This is a genomic window from Flavobacterium sp. LS1P28, from assembly GCF_003970335.1.
Lineage (GTDB): Bacteria > Bacteroidota > Bacteroidia > Flavobacteriales > Flavobacteriaceae > Flavobacterium.
In genome coordinates this window covers 1-20,663 of the sequence record NZ_RYDI01000001.1, presented here as the reverse complement: position 1 = coordinate 20,663, position 20,663 = coordinate 1, and the positions used below count along the sequence as shown (strand labels likewise).

15 protein-coding genes are annotated in these 20,663 nt (G+C 34.9%); 10 read left to right on the top strand and 5 right to left on the bottom strand.

The genetic code is table 11. The features are described from left to right. The first annotated feature begins 118 nt into the window (after positions 1–118). On the top strand, positions 119–562 hold the full coding sequence (locus tag EKL97_RS00075; protein ID WP_126455127.1) for a nucleoside deaminase: 444 nt from the start codon (positions 119–121) through the stop codon (positions 560–562). 192 nt (positions 563–754) lie between these two features. On the opposite strand, the gene EKL97_RS00070 is transcribed toward EKL97_RS00075, so the two are convergent. Continuing rightward, the gene (locus tag EKL97_RS00070) at positions 755–2,299 is read right to left on the bottom strand and encodes a ribonuclease E/G (RefSeq protein WP_126455129.1); all 1,545 of its coding nucleotides are present in this window, start codon (positions 2,297–2,299) and stop codon (positions 755–757) included. Positions 2,300–2,614: 315 nt separating this feature from the next. Then, on the bottom strand, positions 2,615–2,905 hold the full coding sequence (locus EKL97_RS00065) for an HU family DNA-binding protein (protein ID WP_016989051.1): 291 nt from the start codon (positions 2,903–2,905) through the stop codon (positions 2,615–2,617). Between the two features lie 132 nt (positions 2,906–3,037). On the opposite strand from EKL97_RS00065, the gene mutY reads away from it, so the two are divergent. The 4 genes from mutY to gldD all read left to right on the top strand — a co-directional run bounded on the left by mutY (position 3,038) and on the right by gldD (position 6,523). Then, a complete protein-coding gene (gene mutY / locus EKL97_RS00060; RefSeq protein ID WP_126567696.1) occupies positions 3,038–4,075 on the top strand; it encodes an A/G-specific adenine glycosylase in 1,038 nt (345 codons plus the stop codon). Positions 4,076–4,119: 44 nt separating this feature from the next. Then, positions 4,120–4,560, top strand: a complete 441-nt coding sequence (locus tag EKL97_RS00055; protein WP_126457570.1) for a single-stranded DNA-binding protein — start codon at positions 4,120–4,122, stop codon at positions 4,558–4,560. A gap of 23 nt (positions 4,561–4,583) precedes the next feature. Continuing rightward, on the top strand, positions 4,584–5,879 hold the full coding sequence (locus EKL97_RS00050; protein WP_126561466.1) for a gliding motility-associated protein GldE: 1,296 nt from the start codon (positions 4,584–4,586) through the stop codon (positions 5,877–5,879). A gap of 80 nt (positions 5,880–5,959) precedes the next feature. Next, on the top strand, positions 5,960–6,523 hold the full coding sequence (gldD, locus tag EKL97_RS00045; RefSeq protein ID WP_126455137.1) for a gliding motility lipoprotein GldD: 564 nt from the start codon (positions 5,960–5,962) through the stop codon (positions 6,521–6,523). 193 nt (positions 6,524–6,716) lie between these two features. Here gldD and EKL97_RS00040 read toward each other — a convergent pair whose 3' ends face one another. Then, a complete protein-coding gene (locus EKL97_RS00040; protein WP_126455139.1) occupies positions 6,717–7,094 on the bottom strand; it encodes a heavy-metal-associated domain-containing protein in 378 nt (125 codons plus the stop codon). A gap of 108 nt (positions 7,095–7,202) precedes the next feature. On the opposite strand from EKL97_RS00040, the gene EKL97_RS00035 reads away from it, so the two are divergent. Continuing rightward, positions 7,203–8,069: a DMT family transporter gene (locus EKL97_RS00035; protein ID WP_126553947.1), complete on the top strand. Its 867-nt coding sequence runs from the start codon at positions 7,203–7,205 to the stop codon at positions 8,067–8,069. A gap of 95 nt (positions 8,070–8,164) precedes the next feature. Here EKL97_RS00035 and EKL97_RS00030 read toward each other — a convergent pair whose 3' ends face one another. After that, positions 8,165–10,213, bottom strand: a complete 2,049-nt coding sequence (locus EKL97_RS00030) for an insulinase family protein (RefSeq protein WP_233588533.1) — start codon at positions 10,211–10,213, stop codon at positions 8,165–8,167. An 11-nt stretch (positions 10,214–10,224) separates the two neighbouring features. Next, on the bottom strand, positions 10,225–11,550 hold the full coding sequence (locus EKL97_RS00025) for a M16 family metallopeptidase (RefSeq protein ID WP_126457567.1): 1,326 nt from the start codon (positions 11,548–11,550) through the stop codon (positions 10,225–10,227). A gap of 237 nt (positions 11,551–11,787) precedes the next feature. On the opposite strand from EKL97_RS00025, the gene rplU reads away from it, so the two are divergent. The 4 genes from rplU to EKL97_RS00005 all read left to right on the top strand — a co-directional run bounded on the left by rplU (position 11,788) and on the right by EKL97_RS00005 (position 20,603). Then, complete coding sequence (gene rplU, locus EKL97_RS00020) at positions 11,788–12,210, top strand: 50S ribosomal protein L21 (RefSeq protein ID WP_126455145.1); 423 nt, start codon at positions 11,788–11,790, stop codon at positions 12,208–12,210. Between the two features lie 23 nt (positions 12,211–12,233). Continuing rightward, entirely contained in the window at positions 12,234–12,500 is a 267-nt protein-coding gene (rpmA, locus tag EKL97_RS00015) for a 50S ribosomal protein L27 (protein WP_086453627.1), read from the top strand. A gap of 1,148 nt (positions 12,501–13,648) precedes the next feature. Continuing rightward, entirely contained in the window at positions 13,649–17,236 is a 3,588-nt protein-coding gene (locus EKL97_RS00010) for a M4 family metallopeptidase (RefSeq protein WP_158614905.1), read from the top strand. Positions 17,237–17,306: 70 nt separating this feature from the next. Beyond that, complete coding sequence (locus EKL97_RS00005; protein WP_126567693.1) at positions 17,307–20,603, top strand: reprolysin-like metallopeptidase; 3,297 nt, start codon at positions 17,307–17,309, stop codon at positions 20,601–20,603. Positions 20,604–20,663: the final 60 nt, after the last annotated feature.

Sequence of the window (20,663 nt, the reverse complement as noted above, 5' to 3'; positions counted from 1 at the left end):
AAAGGTACGATTTGAAATTGTATTTTTACATTTGATAAAAAACTTGTTTTATAAAGAATCACAAAATAAAGCGAAGATTTGCAAAGAACTTAAATATGCGAATTCGCGGACTTATACTATGATAAATCCTTTCACCGACGAATATTTTATGAAAAAGGCTTTGCAGGAAGCCGAAATGGCTTTTGAAAAAGGCGAAATTCCGGTTGGTGCCATTATTGTCATTGATAATAAAGTTATTGCCAGAAGTCATAATTTAACCGAATTACTTCATGATGTTACGGCTCATGCGGAAATGCAATCCATAACTGCCGCAGCTAATTATCTTGGCGGAAAATATTTAATGGGTTGTACGCTGTACGTCACACTGGAACCTTGCCAGATGTGCGCCGGCGCTTTGTACTGGAGTCAGATTTCGAGAATTGTCTATGGAGCCACTGATGAAAATAGGGGTTTTGTGAAAATGGGAACACAATTGCATCCTAAAACAACTGTTGTGAAAGGTGTCTTGGCTAATGAAGCTTCGGAGTTGATGAAGCGGTTTTTTGTGGAGAGAAGAAAATAATTCTATTTACACAAATCCCTAGCCCAGATAGCAGTGGAAATCCTTTTCTTTTTTTCTTTAAAAAAGAAAAGATTGTAACGTATAGCTGGATTAGCTCCAGATTGCTTCGTGCCTCGCAATGACCGCTTGCTTCGAAAAATCTCGCAATGACGCACAAAAAAACCGCCAATCTTACGAAAGGCGGTTTATAATTTATTCTATGACAGCATTTTCTTTTTTGTCGTAGAAATGATATTCTAAATACGTGTAAGCATCACGAGGTATGATTTTCACCCACTTTTTATGTTCAAGAAACCATTTTGAACGTAATGATGGAAAACCTTTGGTAAGGTATGCAGCCACAAACGGATGTACATTAAGCACAACATCTTTGTGGTTTTTTAATACTCTTTCCAGATCAAAAGCGATTTTATCAATGATTTGAATTGGTGCTTCAATTTCGGCACTTTCATTGTTTGGATCTTCTTCTCTGGTCTTAATATTTACTTCTGGTCTCACTCTTTGTCTTGTAATTTGAACTAGTCCAAATTTGCTAGGGGGTAAGATCTTATGTTTTGCTTTATCATCGCTCATTTCTTCCCTGAGGAAGTCGAACAACACTTTGCGATTTTCAGGATTCGACATGTCGATAAAATCAACCACAATGATTCCGCCCATATCACGAAGACGCAGTTGTCTTGCAATTTCGGCTGCTGCTATCATGTTGACTTCCATGGCTGTATCTTCCTGGTTGGTGGCTTTATTAGAACGGTTTCCGCTGTTTACGTCTATAACGTGCAAGGCTTCAGTATGTTCGATAATAAGATACGCCCCTTTACTCATGGATACTGTTTTTCCAAAAGAAGTTTTGATTTGTCTCTCTATGTTGTATTTCTCAAAAATAGGTGTGTCATTTGATTGATAAAACTTCACTATTGATTGTTTCGAAGGGGCAATTTCTTGCAAATAATCCTTCGTTTGGTTGTACAACTCTTCATCATCAATTTGAATACCACTAAAGGTATCATTAAATACATCTCTTAATATCGAAGAGGCTCTATTGAGTTCTCCTAATACTTTGGAAGGATGATGAGCAGTTGGTAATTTTTTACACATTGCAGTCCATCTGCTGAGCAGGTTCTGCAAATCTTTTTCTAATTCGGCTGTATTTTTGCCTTCGGCTACTGTGCGAACAATAACACCAAATCCTTTTGGTTTGATGGATTGTACTAATCGTTTCAAGCGTTCTTTTTCTTTTTTGTCTTCTATTTTTTGAGAAATAGAAACACGATCAGAAAACGGAACCAAAACTATAAATCTTCCGGCAAGAGAAAGCTCAGCGCTAATCCTTGGTCCTTTGGTAGATATAGGTTCTTTGACAACTTGTACTAAAACAGATTGATTGGCACTCAAAACATCAGTAATGGTACCATCTTTGTCTATTTCTTTTTCAAACTGAAAGTTTTTTAGGGAGAAATCTTTTAATTTACCTGCGCTTACAAGTTTTATGAATTTCAGTTGGGAAGCTAAATTGGGTCCTAAATCATGATAATGTAAAAAGGCATCTTTTTCAAAGCCAACATTTACAAAAGCAGCATTTAGTCCGGCAACGGGTTTCCTGATTTTGGCAATAAAAATATCGCCAACTTGGAAGTTGCTTTTTTCTTCTTCTTTGTGTAATTCAATTAGTTTTCCATCTTTTAATAAGGCAAAATCTACGGCTTCGGAACTAGATCGGATGATTAATTCTTTATTCACGCTGTACATTTTTATCTATTCGCTGTGGCGAACAAATGGATTAAACAATATTTTTAACAGGTATTGAACCCGGGGAAAATTAGCTGGCAGTTTGCAGTGTTAAGTTCGCAGTTGACTGACTACTAAAAACTGAATACTGATTACTAACTTTCAATTTCAATGAACATTTAAAAAGAAAAAAGTAGTTTAAAACTACTTTTTCTTTTTGTGACGATTAGCTCTCGCTCTTTTTTTACGTTTGTGAGTTGCTACCTTATGTCTCTTTCTTTTTTTACCACTTGGCATATCTTATGATTTTATGATTAATTAATATTATTATTTTGCTTCGTTATTTATTTTCACCCCTTCAACAAAAACTTTTGCAGGTTTGAATGCAGGAATGTTGTGTGCAGGAATTTTTATTGTAGTATTTTTAGAAATATTTCTTCCAGTTTTCTCTGCTCTGGTTTTCACTATAAAACTTCCAAAACCTCTTAAATAAACATTGTCTCCAGTTTCCAATGAATTTTTTACTTCATTCATAAAAGTCTCTACAGTTGCCTGTACATCTCCCTTTTCAAGACCTAATTTTTCTGAAATTTTTGCTACGATATCTGCTTTCGTCATTTTCTTTCCTATTTATAATGTTGTACTATTTTTTTGAGTTTGCAAATATAGGAATTTAAAAAACAATTATTCAAGCTAATTCATTAAATTTTAATCACATAAACTTTTACTTTTGCAGTCTAATATTTAAAAATGAATTTTTCTAACCTGCTGATAAAATGGTATTTACAAAATAAACGGGATTTGCCATGGCGAAACACTACGGATCCGTATCCTATTTGGCTCTCCGAAATCATGTTGCAGCAGACGCGCGTTGCCCAAGGAATGCCTTATTTTATGTCTTTTACTGCCGCTTTTCCTACTGTTTTTGATTTAGCAAAAGCCAATGAAGAACATGTTTTGAAACTTTGGCAGGGATTAGGATATTATTCCAGAGCGCGAAATTTGCATAAAACGGCTCAATATGTGGCCTCAGATTTAGGGGGAATATTTCCGGATAACTATGCGGATTTACTAAAATTAAAAGGGATTGGGGAATATACCGCTGCGGCCATCGCTTCTTTTTCTTATAACGAAGCCGTTCCGGTTGTTGATGGAAATGTATTCCGAGTTTTATCGCGTTATTTCGATATAGATACAGATATTGCTCAGGCTTCTGCCAAAAAAGAATTCGCTGCTTTGGCTTTCGAACTGATGCCAAAAGATAACCCGGCAACCTTCAATCAAGCCATTATGGAATTTGGGGCTTTGCAATGTGTTCCTAAAAGTCCAAATTGCGGTATTTGTGTTTTTAATGAAAGTTGCGCTGCTTTGCAAAAAAACAAAGTTAATCAGTTGCCTGTTAAGACTAAAAAACTAAAAGTGAGAAGCCGTTACTTTAATTATCTGGTTGTTGCAGATGAAAATGACAACACCATAATTCAAAAACGAACAGACAAAGGAATTTGGCATAATCTCTATGAATTTCCTTTGATAGAAACCGAAAAAGAGGAGGATTTTGATTGTGTTAGCGAAGCTATTCAAGCGGATTATTTTAAAGAAAATACTGTCGTAAGTATGTTAGAATACAACGAAAAAAGTATCCTTCATAAATTGTCACACCAGCATTTACATATTAAGTTTTGGAAAGTGAAAATTGAAGGAACAATTGAAAACGGAATTGACGTTGAAACTTTGAGAACTTTTCCGTTCCCAATTGTGATTCATAATTTTATTGAAAAGGATTTATAGAGTTTCTAAAAAAATGTATCTTTGATAAAATACCATATTCTAAAATGAACGGAACATTAAACAAGGTTATGCTAATTGGTTTTCTTGGCGACGACATCAAAATGCATTATTTTGATGGAGGCAATTGTATTGGAAGATTTCAGTTGGCCACAAACGAAGTGTATATCAACAAAACCACCAATGAAAAAATCACTTCTACGGAGTGGCACAATTTAGTTGTTCGCAACAAAGCGGCGGAACTTTGTGAAAAATACCTTTCTAAAGGCGATAAAATTTACGTGGAAGGACGCATTAAATCCCGTCAATGGCAGTCAGAGGATGGAAGTACAAAACACACCACTGAAATTCAGGTAACCGAATTTACTTTTCTGTCAACTAAGAAAGACACTGAAAGTAATAAACAAATTCCTGTATCTGATGTCCCGAAAAACACTAATTTTGACACCGAAAAGAATGTCTTGCCTATAAACGACTTGCCATTTTGAGTGTTTAACTAATCCTTACCAATTTGGACTCAGAGCCCAGTTTGCTTTTTGCTTACGCAATAGATACTAATTTAGCATTTGGTTTTACAGTAATAATCATATTGCTGTTTTGTTCCGCATTAATTTCAGGTGCCGAAGTAGCCTTGTTTTCGTTGTCACAAAAAGAGATTGATGAAACCATTCAGGAGAATGATTCTAAAGGAAAAATTATTGCCGCGCTTTTAGAAAAACCTAAAAAACTGCTGGCCACACTTCTGGTTGCTAATAATTTTGTCAACATAGCGATAGTAATATTGTTTTCATATACTGGCAAAAGCATGTTTGCAGCGATAACCCAACCGGTATTGAAATTCATCTTGGAAGTATTGGTAGTCACTTTTTTGATTTTGCTCTTTGGGGAAGTCTTGCCTAAAGTATATGCCAGTCGAAATAATACCAAGTTTGCCAAACTTATTGCTTACCCTATTTTCTTTTTAGATAAGCTTTTGACGCCTATTAGTTTACCAATGCGTGCAGCAACGATTTATTTGCATAACAAATTAGGAAAACAAAAAACAAATTTTTCTGTTGATCAATTATCACAGGCTTTAGAGCTTACGGCTTCGGATGAAACCTCTTCCGAAGAGCAAAAAATATTAGAAGGAATTGTGAGTTTTGGAAATACGGATACCAGACAAGTAATGAGTCCGCGAATCGATATTTTTGCTTTAGAAATAGAAGAATCTTTTGCTGCTATTTGTCCCAAAATTATAGAAAAAGGATATTCCAGAATTCCGGTATATCGAGACAATATAGACCAGATAGAAGGCGTTTTGTTTGTCAAAGACTTGCTTCCGCATATTAATACAAATGAATTTGACTGGAAAGCATTGCTGCGAGAACCTTTTTTTGTCCCTGAAAACAAAAAGCTGGATAATTTGCTGAAAGATTTTCAGAACAAGAAAAGTCATTTAGCGATCGTGGTAGATGAATATGGAGGAACCTCAGGGTTAGTTTCTCTCGAGGATGTTATTGAAGAAATTGTTGGGGATATCAGTGATGAATTTGATGATGAGCAGATTAGTTTTTCTCAAATTGATGAAAAAAATTACCTTTTTGAAGGAAAAATAAACCTGCGAGATTTTTATCGGATTATTGATGTTGATGAAGAATTATTCGAAATTAAAAAAGGAGAAGCCGAAACATTAGCCGGATTTATTCTGGAAATTTTAGGCAATTTCCCTAAAAAAGATCAAAAAATTGCATTCGAAAACTGTCTGTTTACTATAGAAGCAGTGGATAAAAAACGAGTTAAACAGATAAAAGTAACGATTGAATAATCCTTCCATGGTCCTCTGCGAAGGAAAGAGAGCCATTGGAATGCGTTTTCTTAAAATTTGTAAGATTAAAAAAAATAGAAATGTTTAAAAAAACAATCCCTTTTCTGGTAATAGCACTAACGTCATTGTTGAGTTTTAGTTGCAAAGACGCCGTGATCCCAAAACCATCCGCTTATTTGCGGTTGGATTATCCGCAAGCCAGTTATATGAATTTTGAAAACGAATGTCCTTTTGCTTTTGAAATGAATTCAGAGGCCGTTATCCAGAAAGAGCCCAATTGTGGTTTCACGATTACCTATCCAAAAATGAAAGCGACTATTTATCTCACCTATAAACCAGTCACTAAAAACATTAATGAACTGTTGCGGGATGCACAAAAATTGACTTATGAACACGTGATAAAAGCAGATGATATTCTGGAACAACCGTATTTGAATCCCGATAAGAAAGTGTACGGTATGTTTTATCAGGTAGAAGGAAATGCAGCAACGAATTCCCAGTTTTATGCTACGGACAGTACTAGTCATTTTTTGACGGGATCCGTTTATTTTTATGCGAAACCCAATTATGACTCGATTATGCCAGCGGCAAGTTATATCAAAAATGATATGCAGCGGCTAATGGAAACCTTGAAGTGGAAATAACAACAATAGCCATTTACCGGAATAGTACAAAATAAGCAATACTCTTTTTAGAATAAATAAGGCTTTTAAGTTTAAATTAGCCTGTTAACACTAACTGTACGCTTTTTTTAATGACCTTCAACATCCTTGTGTGGTTCAAAAAAAAACATCCCCGTAAAGAGAATGTTTTGTTGCGATAAAGGTAAAGTTCTATTTAGGACTTCATTTTAGAAACCTTGTATGTTTTGCCATCAGCAGCGGCTTCAACCACTGTTGTCAATTTTTCTGGTGTTTGAACTGTTTTGTCAAAAGTTACAGTGGCCATTTTAGTATCAAAATCTACTGTTGCTTTTTGAACACCATCCTGTGCGGTTAGATCTTCTTGAATCGTTTTGGCGCAGCCTACAGCGCACGTCATTCCTTCTACAGAGAAACTCGCTGTTTGAAGATTAGCAGCTGCAATTTCCTTTTTAACTTTTGGAGCAGTTGTTTCAGCCGTTTCTTTTGAAGCTATGTCTGTTTCTTTTTCTTTGCAACCTACAAATAAAAGACTTGTAAGTACCAGTGTTGCGATTGATTTTTTGAAATTCATTATAATGTATATTTTGAAGATTAACTACTTTTTTATGAATTACAAAATTAATTAAAAAAAGAAGGACTAATTCATAAAATAATTACAATTTTGGGCAAAATTATTTTTATGGAATCGAAGCAGTTAAAATGGGTGTATTTGTTGGTTCTTGCCTTGGTTTGGGGAAGTTCCTTTATACTGATAAAAAAAGGATTAATAGGTTTGACAGCGTTACAATTGGGATCGTTGCGAATTATTTTTGCAGCTGTTTTTTTAATATTAATAGGGTTCAAAAGTTTGTCTAAAATCCCAGTATTTAAATGGAAATACATTGCTTTAACATCTTTATTCGGGACATTTATACCCGCTTACTTGTTTGCAATTGCACAGACTGAAATTGATAGTTCCGTGAGTTCTATTTTGAATTCCCTGACCCCTTTGAATACGCTGATTCTTGGCGCTTTGGTTTTTGGACTGCAGTTCAAAAGAAATCAAATTTTTGGAATTCTAATTGGTTTATTAGGAAGCGCCTTGTTGATTTTGAACGGCGCCATGCATCATCCGGAACAAAATTATTATTATGCTATTTTGGTTTTAATAGCTTCGATATGTTACGCAGTCAATGTCAATTTAATCAAAAAATATTTGCATGATTTGAGTCCGCTGAGTATTACTACCGGGAATTTTATGGTATTGTTTTTTCCGGCATTCATTATCTTGTTTTTCTCCGGTTTTTTTGAAGTGGTACATGATGTGAAAGTGCAGGAATCAATTTTGTTTATAATGGTTTTAGGTGTGGTAGGAACTGGAATTGCGAATATTCTGTTCTTTAAATTGATCCAGATGTCATCGCCGGTTTTCGCTACTTCGGTAACGTATTTGATTCCCGTAGTTGCTTTTTGCTGGGGATTATTGGATAATGAAATGCTAACGCCAGTTCAGTTTTTTGGTGCGTTTATTATTTTAATCGGCGTGTATTTGTCGGCTAAGAAGTAGTAGCTGTTCTTGATCAATTTGTGTTTAGGATCTTATTAAAAATAATAAAGGCTGTCTAAAAATAGACAGCCTTTATTTATTTATTCAAGATTTGATTATAAAAAATCAGCATCTGAAACACCTTCATTGATTTTTACATCAGACATTTTTATGTCTAATTCAAAACCTACATTCTGGATGATGTTAAAAGGAACTTTAACTCCTTTCACTTCTTTGTAATCTCCATAATTTGTAGTTTGAGTGATGCTTTGCCCGCCTTGTTCAACAATTTTAGATTCGGCTAATTTTAAACCGGAAGTTACATCGTAAAACAAGGTTGTTTTTCCGTTTTTGACGGCGTACGCATCTTTCCCATTAATGGATTCAATAGTTTCCAGCGTTAAACCTTGGTTTTTAGCAAGAGACAATTCTTCAAATGGTGTGGCAGCTGCTTTCATATCAGCAAGTGTACTGCCTTCAATATTCTGACGTTGCCCTTGTTGCATTACGTAAGCTCCTTTTTCATTTACCACTTGTTTCATGATACTCATTGTGCCCATTGCTAGTTCAACCATCAATTTTCCTTTGGCATCAATTTTTGAGGTGAAGCTTAATGGAGAAGGCGCTTGCGGAATAGTTGTTGTCCCGTTCATTACAATTGTTTTTACAGCCAAAGCTGCTTTTTCTCCACCGATAGCTTTGATGTAATTCTCAATGACACTTTTGGCAGTGACTCCTGCTGGAACTGGTTTTTTTAATTCTGGTTTAGCTGTTGCATTTCCGTATTTATCAAAGTAGGAAACTGGTATTTTCAATTTTTCCAGATTAGTAGCTACATCAGCTGCTTTTCCAACAATTACAATTCGGCTGTTGTCCGTTAAAAAATATTTATTTGATACTCTTAAAATGTCATCTGCTGTTACAGCGCTGATATTTTTGATGTAGTTTTCGTAGAAGTCAGCTGGTAAGCTTTGTGTTTGAATTCTCAAAGCATATCCTGCCACGGTTTGTGGCTTTTCAATTTGCATTACAAAACGTCCAATGTATCCTGCTTTTACGCTGGCTAACATTTCATCCGTCACTTTCTCAGTTCTGATTTTTTTGAATTCTTTAAAAATTTCAACAACAGTACTGTCCGTTACGGCATTACGAACTTGCGTAGAAGCACTGAAAGTAGAAATGCGTTTGTCTCCGTAAATGCTTGTTCTTGCACCATAAGTCCATCCGTGCGCTTCTCTTAAGTTCATGTTGATGTAACTGTTAAAGTCGCCACCAAGGATTTGATTGGCTACCAAAACTGCAAAGTAATCCGGATCAGTCATTTTAAGATTTGACATATTTACCACCGCAACTTCTGATTGAACTGCATTTGGCATGTCAATAAAGTTGATTTGTGTAGCGGAAACATCTATTGGATCGCTATAAGAGATCGATGGAGCAGCTGCTTTTTTCCATGAGCCAAAGAATTTCTCTACCATTTTTTTTGTCTCGCTGAATTTTACATCACCCACAATAATTAGGTAAGCGTTGCTTGGCACAAAATATGTTGTGTAGTTTGCTTTTACATCTGCAAGAGTTACGTTTTTCAAGGTAGCTTCGCTAACATATTCGCCTGCAGGATGGTTTTTCCCATAAGTCAAAACATCTACAACTCTTGCTGCTACTGCTGAAACGCTTTTTTCATTGGCTTTCAAGCCTTCAATAAGTTTTGCTTTTTCTTTGTCAAATTCCTCTTGGGTGAAGTTTGGGTTTAATGCACCATCAGCCATTAGCTCTAAAACTCTCCCCGAATATTTAGATAAGGAACTTGCTGAAGCGCCATTAGAACTAAAATTGATGTTAGCGCCTAAGAAATCTACTTCTTCATTGAAAGCTGTTTTCGAAATTTTAGTGGTGCCGCTTCCGATTAATGTACTGGTCATGTCGGCAACCCCTTTTTTGTCGCCTTCAGCATACGGATCATTGTCTAAGGTAAGACTGAATGCTACTCTAGGAAGTTTATGGTTTTCGACAACCATAACTTTTAATCCATTTTTTAATTCAAAAGTTAACGGTTTTCCGATTTTTATTGATGGTGCTACACCAGGTTTTGGCTGAGGGATGATTTGTCCTTGCATAATTACGGTTAAGAACAAGCTTGATAAAATTAATATTGATTTTTTCATAATGATGTATCTTAGTTTTGAGCTTTGTCTTTAGATGGAACATAATCCAAAACTAATCTTTGGTTTGGATTTAAATATTTCTTAGCAATATCTCTGATTTCTTCCCGAGTGATAGAATGATAGATTTCAATTTCGGTATTGATTAAGTTTACATCACCGTATAACAAATGATAGGAAGCCAGGTTGTCTGCAATACCGTCAATGGTAGAATTGCTGTTGACATATTGGTTTTCGAATTTGTTTTGTAGTTTTTGTAAGTCTTTTTCTGAAATTAATTCTGTTTGTAATTTTACAATTTCAGAGTCAATTTCGGCAAGAATATTTTCGGTTGTGTTTGGCGCTTGAGGCAAACCGTAAATGATATAGCTGCCGTAGTCTTCTTGGCTGTTACTAAAAGCGCCAATTTGCAAGGCCATCTTTTTGTCATCAACTATTTTTTTGTATAGTCTAGAACTTTTTCCATCGCTTAAGATGGATGAAATCATATCCAGTACTCTTGCGTCTCTGGTTTTCATAGATGGCGTTCTGTAGGCTGCTACAATTGCAGGGATTTGGATATTAGCATCTTGAAATTCTGCTTTTATAGTTTGAGTAATCGGTTCTTCAACAAATGTTTCTCTTTGTATGGGAGCTCCTTTTTTGATCGGTCCAAAATATTTTTGAATCCATTCTTTTGCTTGCTCTTTTTTGAAATCACCAGCGACAATTAAAACAGCATTGTTCGGAATGTAAAATTTCTTGTTGAAAGCTTGGAATTCTTCTAATGTTGCAGCGTCTAAATGGCTCATAGAACCTATAGTTGCCCAACGGTATGGGTGTTTTGTGAAAATATTCTTTTTTACTTCCGCCAAAAAATTTCCGTAAGGCTGATTGTCAACGCGCAATCTCTTTTCTTCTTTCACCACTTCGTTTTGAGTATCAACACCAATTTGATTGATCACTGGGTGCAGCATTCTTTCTGCTTCCATCCATAAACCTAATTCTAAGTTGTTAGATGGGAAAACCTCGTAATAATAGGTTCGGTCATCCGTTGTGTTGGCATTATTTACACCACCGTTTCCAGTTACAATCTTAAACCACTCACCGCGTTTGATGTTTTCGGTTCCTTCAAACAATAAATGTTCAAAAAAGTGAGCAAAACCAGTTCTTTCCGGATTTTCATCTTTAGCGCCTACATGGTACATTACTGAGGTAATAACAGTAGGGGCAGAAGGATCGTTGTGCAAAATCACATGCAGTCCATTGTCTAATTTGTATTCTTCAAAAGCTACTTTCTGAGCAGAAGCTACTCCTCCTAGCATAAACAAAGCACCTAAAGCCATTAATGAATTTTTCATAAGGTTAATAATTTTGTTAATATGCATAATTAGTAGTGGTTTTTAATTTTTGTTACATAAAAAGTGTTTCGCTGTGAGAAATTTAACACTAGTTAAGCGTTTTATTTTGTAAAATTATTTCAAAAGTCTATTTAATAAGTAATTATGATGTATTGGGTATTTTTTTTCTTCAACAAATTGCGAGGTAATTATTTAATTGTATATTTGCAACCTTAAAAATTTATAAAACAATTTGTTATGTATGCAATCGTAGAGATAGCAGGGCAACAGTTTAAAGTTAGCAAAGACCTAAAGGTTTACGTTCACCGTTTAGCAAATGAAGAAGGAACTCAAGTTTCTTTCGACAAAGTTTATTTGTTAGATGATAACGGTACAATCACAATAGGCGCCCCAGCTATAGAAGGTGCTTCAGTAGAAGCCAAAGTGTTACAACACTTAAAAGGAGATAAAGTTATCATTTTCAAAAAGAAAAGAAGAAAAGGATACAAAAAGAGAAACGGACACCGTCAGTATCTTACTCAAATTGTAATCGAAGGTATTACTGCAGCAGGTGCTAAAAAAGCGGCTCCTAAAAAAGCAGCAGTTGAAGCAACTACAGAAGAAGTTGAAGCTCCTAAGAAAAAGGTAGCTAAAGCTAAAAAAGAAGATACTCAAGAATAATAACAAAATAAAACTAATACGTCATGGCTCACAAGAAAGGTGTCGGTAGTTCTAAGAATGGTAGAGAATCAGAATCAAAACGTTTAGGTGTTAAGATTTTTGGTGGTCAAGCTGCTATTGCTGGGAACATCATCGTAAGACAAAGAGGTTCAAAACATAATCCAGGTGCAAATGTTTACATCAGTAAAGATCACACCCTACACGCAAGAGTAGATGGAGTTGTTTTTTTCCAAAAGAAAAGAGATAACAAATCTTATGTATCTATACTTCCATTTGAAGTTGAAGCATAATTGATTTTCTCAATTATTAAAAAACCCGTTTCGAAAGAAATGGGTTTTTTTTTTGACCTTAGCCAAGCGCCTCCGGAATCTTCAAAGGAAAAGAAGGCAAAGTCAAAATTGATGGTTTGCCTGATTTGTAAATTATATTTGATTTTATCAGGGTATAAGTATTGATTATATTCGTAGTTTTTTATTGCTGGTCTAGGGGAGTTTAATGAATTAAATTTCGGTTCAAATAAAATGCCGTATACTGTTTTGGAAGGGATATTTTGTAATTAGAAACTGTTGTGATTCTTTTATAGGTTTTACAAATCAGAACTGTTTTTAGAAAATCATCTTCTAATTAAAATATAAATTTTCACTTGTATAGGTGATTACTGCTTGTCTGTAATTTTTTTGGACACTCAAAGACACTGTAGTGTTTTTTTTCTTTCAAATTTTCCCTCTCCATTATATTCTTTATAAACGCATCTCTTTTTTTGATATAATTTCACTAATTCAGAAGGTTATTTCTAGTTTTAAACGGTATCTGATTTTATATGGCAACATAAAGATTAGATTCATTACTCTCTAATAGTTTAAATCTATAGGATTTTTTTTTAATTAATAAATTGAAATTAATTTTTAAATAATTTATTGTTTTAATATTGATTAGAAATTAAGTTTATTTTTTTTAACCTTTTTTTTTGATAAAAAATTAATTAATTAATTCTTTTTTGGATTAAAATATAATAATTATGTTTTTTAAAGTCAAAATTTTGATTAAAATTTATTTTAATCAATTTTAATCAAATATTTTTTTTGGAATAATAGTTACGAGAATGTTGGTTTTACGAGTCAAAACAGCATACCGTGATATAGTTAATATGATTCTGTTTAATCAGATTAGACATTAAAAATGATCTTGTCTAAGTGGTTTATTGATTGTTCGTTTGAATTAATGATTTTAAAGACTACAAATACTATTAATTAATAAATATTAGCGCTAATGAAATAAAGTATCAAATTACACAGCATTAAACAATAAGGACAAACTCAATTAGTACACCAAATTTTACAGCACAACTATGAATAAACTATTACTCACATCTAGTTTTTTGTTTTTTACCTTTTTAATTTTCGCTCAAAAAAGTAAAACTCAAAATAATGAAAAATATTTGCAATCAAATACAAATATCCAGGAATTTAAATTTAATAAAAGCCGCCAGAGTCCTTCTTTACTAAAAATTAAACCGGACTATAATTTAAATTTAGCTGGTGTTCCTGCTTTTTTAGTGGAAGTACTGCAATTAGATAAAAATTCATTTGAATTTAAAGAAATTCACACCAATACCACCAAAGGAAATTTTAATATCGTTACTTTTTCTGCCTTCTATAATGGGGTGAAAGTGGAGCATGCACGATATAATATTGTTCTTAAAAAAGATAAAGTAACTGCAATTACACTAGAGCATTATGTTATGGGTGCTAATGTTTCTAAGACAAAGTCATTGTCCCAAGACCAAGCATTAGAAAAGGCAAAGCAACATGTTGGTGCTGAGAATTATGTTTGGGAAGATATTTCAAAAAGTTTAAAAGTTACGGTGAATCAGAAAGAGATACAACAATTACAAAAATCATATAATGAATATTTGCCTAAAGGCGAATTAGTATATGTTGATAATTATAAGACAAAAGAGGTTGACTTAACGCTTGCATACAAATTCAATATATACGCATCAAAACCATTATCAAGAAACAATGTTTTTGTTGATGCTGCCAATGGCCAGATTTTATTAACGGATGCAATTATTAAACATGCAGATGAAATTAATAAAAACATCGAAAAGAATAAAATAAACACCACTAATTCAGCAGCAATTTTAGCCTCAGTTGAAGGGAACGGAGCTACAAGATATGCTGGAAACAGAAAATTTCAGACTACATTAGATGCAGTCAATAATCGCTATTCATTATTCGGGACTATTCCGGTCCTTGTGAATGGATTGCCGGTTGTTATAGAAAACGAAACGCGTTCTTATAATGGAGTAGGTGGAGCGCCTATTGGTGTGCCTAATATTCCATCGTATTCTATTTATGATGGTGATGCTCCATCAGGACAATTAAAAGTTGAAATTGGAGACAACAACTGGACCGCAGATGAACACTGGAGAAGTCGTTTCACTACTCTAAAATACCCTGTTGACAATGAAACAAAAAATGATGATATTGCTTTAGATGCGCATTGGGGAGCTGAAATAGTAATTAAATATTGGGGAGCTATTCATAATCGAAGTAGTTATGATAATCGTGGTACCAAAGTTATTAATTATGTACATTATGGTGATGCGTATGACAATGCTTTCTGGAATGGTACTGCAATGACCTACGGAGATGGAAGTTATCAAGGCGGTACAAAGCCTAATGGTTCTTTTGGACCTTTAACATCCATGGATGTTTGTGGGCATGAAATAGGACATGGTGTCTGCTCTAATACATCTGATTTAGTTTACGCCAGAGAATCCGGTGCTATGAATGAAGGGTTTTCGGATATCTGGGCAGCATCTGTAGAAAACTATGTATTGACTACAATTGATAGTTCGTTGCCTTATGACCCGTGGGGAATTGGAGAACAAATTGATGAACGTGATGGTGGGTTAGCTCCGGGCGCAGCTGGATCTACTGCTTTGCGTTGGATGGATGATCCAAAAGCAAATACAGATCCCGACAGTTATGGAGGTAAATTTTGGTCTGACCCACAATGTGTACAACCTAGTTTAGCGAATGACCAATGCGGAGTCCATAGTAATAGTGGAGTTCTAAATAAATGGTATTATTTATTAGTAGAAGGTTCTGGAAAGAGTTTTACTCGTGGGAAAGCTAAAGCGGCTGCAGATGATCAAATAAATGATGCTTTGAAGGTCTACAGTGTCAAAGGTTTAGGTTTTCTTATTGCTGAACAGATTACTTTTAAGGCCGAAGTGCTACTTACTCCAAACGCTACTTTTCAAGAGATGAGAGATGCAAGTATACTTGTTGCAGGACAAGAATATGGAACGTTTTCTAATGAAGTGAAACAAGTAACGAATGCCTGGTATGCGGTTAATGTAGGGAATGAATTTATTGCGCCTGATCCAAACCAACTTTTCTTTGAATCGGCTAATGTTTCTGTAGTCAACGAACAGACAGCAACACAAGGGTGTGCTGTTTTTAATACAATAGAGGTTAAGGTTACTGGGGTAAACATCACTTCTCCTCAAACCATTAATTTAGACTTCTCAGGTTCTACAGCAACTATTAATAAAGACTTTACTACATCAGCAACTAGTTTGTCTTTTGATAAAGATGGGACTAAAACAATTTTACTCAACATTTTTAATGATGGTATAGTTGAAGGTGTAGAAAATATTATAATCAAGTTTAATGTAAATACTCCTGTAGCGCAATCTAGAATTCAAAACATCACAATTGTTGATAATGATTATGTACCAGCTATTGGTATAGGTACGGTAGAGATTTTTAAAGAAACTTTTACTACTTCAAATATTCCATCTGGTTGGGAAACTAAAAGTGTAATAGGATTGGATCCCAATGTTTGGCTTTTTAATGGGCCAAATACTTTAGGAAAAGCATACGTTTCAAATGGCACTGCATCTCAAGGCGCCACTTATGATTCAACCCAAAACGGAAATCTACTTCTCATAAGCAAATTGATTGATACAAAAGGGATGAGCGATGTTACTGTAGCTTTTGACTGGGAAGCAGGAGGAGAAACGGACCAAGTAGATAATACTGCGTTGTTTGATTATGGTGAATTTGTATACTCTTTAGATGGCGCTAATTATAATTCTTTAGCCTTTTTTGCAGGTACAGCATCAGGAGCTGTTATGTCTTCAGGTAAGTATAATAAAGCGACACCGGCATTAAATAACACACAATTTCATTTAGCTTGGAGATGGTATAATGATGCTTTGCTAGGTACTGCTTTTAGTTTTACTTTAGACAACGTTGTAGTAAGCGGAACACCGGCTTCAGTAGAATCTGATTTGATGCAATTTGATAGTGAAACCGTAAAAATTGGAAACCAAGTATACTTTTTGAGCGATCAGGATGGAGATGTCATTGGGATGATAGAAAATGCGACTAAGGATCTGGGTTGTGTTACGCTAACTATTAGTGAGTCAGGTAGTAAATCTAACTTTACTAATATAGCAGGATCTCATTCAGGGAAAGTTATCAAAGTAGAAGCAGATGGATTGAATGCACCAACAGCTTCCTATGACTTAACACTATTCTTTACAGATGCTGAAACAAGTGAATTTTCAGACCCTAGCGGGTTAAGAGTTATAAAAGTAAATAGCAACTCTATCAATGATGCTAAAAATTACCCTAAGAGTTTTCAAATAAACGGAGGGTTAGGTGCTGCATATTCTGCGGAGCAATATCGTACTTATAAAGGAAATCATACCGGATCTGGAACTTTTGCTTTGGTAACACAAGCGACTTTATCTACGCAAAAAATTAATGGGGAAGAATTTAAAATATACCCAACTGTTTTATCGGCTGATAAAGTAATTACAATTTCCAGTGCAAGAACGCCAATTGATCGAGTTGACATTTATACCCTAAATGGAGGTTTAATAAGCGCTTTGCAATTAGAAAGTAGTAATGAAGCTAAAATACCTGTTAGTAAATTATCCAGCGGAATGTATTTTCTTGTTATAAATGGTAATAAATCAGATACATTTAAGTTTCTGATGCAATAAATAATTGATTCAAAATCCCCCATCGTAGAAATGCAATGGGGGATTTATTTTTTACCTAAATTTAAAGATAATGAATACTAAAAATAATTTTCTTTTACCCCTACTGTTTTGTTTTTCCTTAAGCATATCATGGGGGCAGAATAAAAGTGATTGGACCGCTTTATCCGAAAACAGTCGGCTCAAAATTAATAATATTAGTTTTGATAAAGAAAAAATGCCCACAAAATTTAAACTTTACACGGTTGGTATAGCCACTGTTAAAAATAAACTACAGAATGCTCCTAAAAGAGGTGTGTTTTTTGGGACTTCTCAAAATATAATCAATGTGCCTAATGAAGACGGTTCTGTTGAAAACTACCAAGTTTTAGATGCCCAAATTTTGCATCCGGATTTGGCTGCAAAATTACCAAATATTAAAAGTTATGTTGGTAGTTCATTAGTACATCCTGGTAAATATATTCGGTTTAGTCTGTCGCAAGCCGGATTTCATGCTCAGGTTTTTGAAGCTGGAAAATCAACTTATTTTATAGATCCCTATACAAGTGATAAGTCAGTATATATTGCTTACAACAGAGATGATCTAGTCAATAATTCATCTGATGTTTTTACTTGCGAGACTGATAATTCACTTTCTAAAAAAACTGGAAATACGCAAATAAATAAAACGATAGGTGCTACTGATGACAGTAAAATTCGGTTGTATGAATTAGCAATGTCGTGTACAGGAGAGTATGGTGCCTTGTTTATTGGTAATGCTACTACCGATTTTGAAAAAAAATCAAATATCATGGCGCAAATGGTTGTCACAATGACACGAGTAAATGGTATTTATGAGAAAGAATTAGGTATCACATATCAGTTTGTACCTAAGAATTTTGATGTAATGTATTATGATGGAACTACTGACCCTTGGGGTACAGAATATAATAAGCAAACTCAATTGACCATAGATGCTAATATTGGAGACGCAAACTACGACATAGGGCATAATTTTAATACAGCTGGCGGCGGTAATGCAGGTTGTATTGGTTGTGTTTGTAATTCCGGAAATAAAGGAAGCGGTATGACTGGTAGATCAAATCCTACTGGAGACTCTTTTGATGTTGATTATGTAGCACATGAAATTGGACATCAAATGGGAGGGTATCATACCCACAATGGGACAACTACCTGTTTGAAAAGCGGGAATAATACCGAAGTGGAACCCGGAAGCGGATCGTCAATAATGGGGTATGCCGGAATTTGTACGGGGCAAAATGTACAGGAAAATTCGGATGATTATTTTAATTATGTAAACATACGAGACATAAGTGCTAACATTCAAGGGGGTGTGAGTTCCGCTTGTTTTGATGAAATCAAGGTTAGCAACTTACCGCCAAAAGCCAATGCGGGAGCTAATTATAGCATTCCTGTAGGTACCGCATTTCAGTTGTCAGGAACAGGTTCTGATCCTGACTCAGGAGATCTACTTACTTATACGTGGGAACAAAATGACAATGAAGAGATGCAAAGTCCTGTTCAGCCTGTCCCAACGGCTATTCAAGGTCCTATGTTTAGAACCCGAAGAGGAACCACAAAACCTAATAGGTATTTCCCCCAATTAACTGATATTTTAAGTAATAATCTGATGCCTACTTGGGAGGTAATTCCCCAAGTTCAACGGAGTTTTGAGTTTGCTTTTACGGTTAGGGATAATGTTGTTTATGGCGGACAAACGGCAGCTGATTTAATGACATTAAATACAATCCAAACGGCAGGACCCTTTAAAGTTTCAAGTCAAAACTCAAACACGACTTGGATACAAGGTGAAACTCAACTGATAACTTGGGATGTTGCGAATACCAATTTACTTCCGGTAAACTGTTTGTTTGTAAATATTTTATTTTCGGCTTTAGGGGATTTTACCGATACTATTATATTAGCGGATAAGGCTTTAAATAGTGGTTCTAAAAGCATCATTGTACCCTCTTCTTTAACGGAATCAGGGCGTTTAATGATAAAAGCGGCTGACAATGTTTTCTTAGATGTAAATGACGCAACTATAATAATTAAGCAAGTTACAACTCCAACATTCTTTTTGACAGCGCTTGAAGTCTCAAAAATCCAATGTGCAAATGATAATAAATCAACTTTTAGTTTTGATTATATTCCTTCTGCGGGTTTTACGGGGGTAGTGAGATTTGCTGCGACAGGTTTACCATCTGGTTCCACAGCTAGCTTTACACCAACAACAGCAAGTACCTCAAAAGAAACAATACTAATGACCGTTAGCGGATTTTCTAATTCAAACCCTAAGGATTATTCTATCACTTTCGCGGGTACTTCTCCGTCAGAAACCAAAACTCAAGTTGTTGTATTAACGCTAAAGGGAGGTGTTTTTTCGGAGCCTGTGCTGAGTAGTCCAGCTAATACAAGTGTGAAACAATCAACTTATCCATCCTATATCTGGTCTAAAGATGGGAATAACAGTGCTGAATTTTTTGATGTGGAAGTTGCTTCTGATTCAAATTTTCAATCTATAGTAGAAACCGCAACTGTCTCAAAAAATGGATATAATCAAAATAAAGGGTTAAGCGAAAATACGTTGTATTATTGGAGAGTTAGGCCTAAAAACGAATGTGCAAACGGTGTTTTTAGTAGGCCAAGTAGCTTTACAACTGGTTCAAACAAGTGTTTTAGTAGGACTAACACTAATCCTTCTGTAATAGTATCAACCTTAACAACAACAAGCACAATAGATATAGCAACTGATATCCCAATTTCAGATATTAATGTTTCGATGAAAATTACCCATAGTTATATAGGAGATATAGTTGCGGTACTGACAAGTCCATCAGGGACCAATGTTTCACTGATAGCTAGTAAGTGTGATTCTAAGTCGGATTTGGATGCTACTTTTGATGATCAAGGGTTGGCTGTAATAAACTGTTCTTTAACAAGTCCAGCAATCTCTGGTGTTTTAAAGCCGGCGCAACCGCTTTCTGCTTTTAATGGAGAAAGTGCTAAAGGCGAATGGAGACTTAATATAACGGATACAGGATTAGGGGATGATGGTATACTGACATCATGGGCAATAGCGTATTGTGGAGTAGAAAGCTTAAGCCTTAGCGCTAAAAAATTCGATACTTCCCTAATTCAGGTCTATCCAAATCCTGCAAAAAACAGCATTACGGTTCAATTTGAAAAAACACAGCACTTAGATGTTGCAGTATTTGATTTGTTAGGAAGACAGATTTTAAGTACAGTACTAAAGTCTTCTAGTAATACGATAGATGTTTCTTCTCTTTCGTCTGGAACGTATATCATGCAGCTAATTGATGATGAGAATAATAAAACCAGTAAAAAAATTTTTGAGGTGTTCCGATAAATACTTATGATTTTTATGTATATTTAAAGTATGGAAAAATTTACAGGAGAAAGTATTTTA

Coding starts and splice junctions, on each gene's coding strand:
- EKL97_RS00075 (WP_126455127.1), top strand. CDS start 119: ATGATAAATCCTTTCACCGACGAATATTTTATGAAAAAGGCTTTGCAG.
- EKL97_RS00065 (WP_016989051.1), bottom strand. CDS start 2,905: ATGACGAAAGCAGATATCGTAGCAAAAATTTCAGAAAAATTAGGTCTT.
- mutY (WP_126567696.1), top strand. CDS start 3,038: ATGAATTTTTCTAACCTGCTGATAAAATGGTATTTACAAAATAAACGG.
- EKL97_RS00055 (WP_126457570.1), top strand. CDS start 4,120: ATGAACGGAACATTAAACAAGGTTATGCTAATTGGTTTTCTTGGCGAC.
- gldD (WP_126455137.1), top strand. CDS start 5,960: ATGTTTAAAAAAACAATCCCTTTTCTGGTAATAGCACTAACGTCATTG.
- EKL97_RS00040 (WP_126455139.1), bottom strand. CDS start 7,094: ATGAATTTCAAAAAATCAATCGCAACACTGGTACTTACAAGTCTTTTA.
- EKL97_RS00035 (WP_126553947.1), top strand. CDS start 7,203: ATGGAATCGAAGCAGTTAAAATGGGTGTATTTGTTGGTTCTTGCCTTG.
- EKL97_RS00030 (WP_233588533.1), bottom strand. CDS start 10,213: ATGAAAAAATCAATATTAATTTTATCAAGCTTGTTCTTAACCGTAATT.
- EKL97_RS00025 (WP_126457567.1), bottom strand. CDS start 11,550: ATGAAAAATTCATTAATGGCTTTAGGTGCTTTGTTTATGCTAGGAGGA.
- rplU (WP_126455145.1), top strand. CDS start 11,788: ATGTATGCAATCGTAGAGATAGCAGGGCAACAGTTTAAAGTTAGCAAA.
- rpmA (WP_086453627.1), top strand. CDS start 12,234: ATGGCTCACAAGAAAGGTGTCGGTAGTTCTAAGAATGGTAGAGAATCA.
- EKL97_RS00005 (WP_126567693.1), top strand. CDS start 17,307: ATGAATACTAAAAATAATTTTCTTTTACCCCTACTGTTTTGTTTTTCC.